Here is a 1,128-nt window from a genome sequence, read left to right on the forward strand (position 1 = left end):
GAAGTTCGAGGAGATGATCCATCAGCAACGTGAAGCCGCCCGCGAGAAGCGCGAAGCGGCGTGAGACAGGACTCTACGTTCGCAGGGGATTGACACCACCGATGGCATCACCTCACGGTGGGCTGCGGCGTAGGACTTCAGTTTGTCGGTGACGACCACCCTCGGGACCCGCCCGGTCCTGGTCAGGAGACGGCGGAAGAATCGCCTGGCAGCGGCCTGGTCCCGCCTGCCCTGGATCAGGATGTCGAGGACGTTGCCGTCCTGGTCGCCGGCTCGCCACAGATACTTCTGCACCCCGTTGATCCTGATGAACACCTCGTCGAGATGCCATGTGTCACCGGGGCGCGGGCGACGCCGGCGCAGCCCACCGGCGTAGGCCTGCCCGAACTTGACGCACCAGCGGCGGATCGTCTCGTAGGAGACGGCCACGCCACGTTCGAGCATGAGTTCCTCGACCTCGCGGAAGCTCAGCGGAAACCGGAAGTACAGCCACACACAATGCGCAATCACCTCGGCCGAGTACCGGTGATTCCGGTACGACGACACCCCGTCCGGCACGACCGACTTCCCCACCCTCGACAAGACCACCCGAAGATCATCCCACCCCACCACCAACAACGTGACAGAGCCCCCTGGGCTCACATGGGCCTCAGCGTCACAAACGCAAGGCCCCCCTCTCTATAGGCGTATAGGCGGCCTACGCCAACCCCGGAAGGGATCCCTGCACGACTCTGGATCCCGTGGACCGGTGCCTACACAAAGCCACTCGCGAAAGGGAAGGCAAATGCTGAAGTATGCAGTTGCGTCGGTTGCGGGGGCTGCGGCGGCCAGTCTTGGTTCACCGGCTTTAGCGGTGGATCCGAACCCGGTCACGGTGCTGTGGAATACAACCACGCCGGCCGCCCGGCTCTAGAGCTTCGTCGCTCGGGCCGACGTGCCCGACGGGGACGACGGTCATTTCAGGTGCGATAAATGCCAACCCAAACGACATTGTGAGGTGGACGACCCAAATGCCGAATGCCAACCGATGGACAGTGGGCGGCCTGGTCAATACCAGCAGCACCCAGTCCGTTGAAGTGAGCGTGACCAGTATCTGCCTCAAAATCTAAAAACCTTGACCGATAGCGA

The 1,128-nt window shown here is 62.7% G+C and carries 1 protein-coding gene; it reads right to left on the reverse strand.

Annotated features, from left to right (window positions below; genetic code table 11):
- Positions 1-21: 21 nt before the first annotated feature.
- Entirely contained in the window at positions 22-558 is a 537-nt protein-coding gene (locus ACFYP3_RS37930) for an IS6 family transposase (protein ID WP_388842689.1), read from the reverse strand.
- Between the last annotated feature and the right edge of the window lie 570 nt (positions 559-1,128).

Source organism: Streptomyces sp. NPDC005533 (assembly GCF_042871845.1).
Lineage (GTDB): Bacteria > Actinomycetota > Actinomycetes > Streptomycetales > Streptomycetaceae > Streptomyces.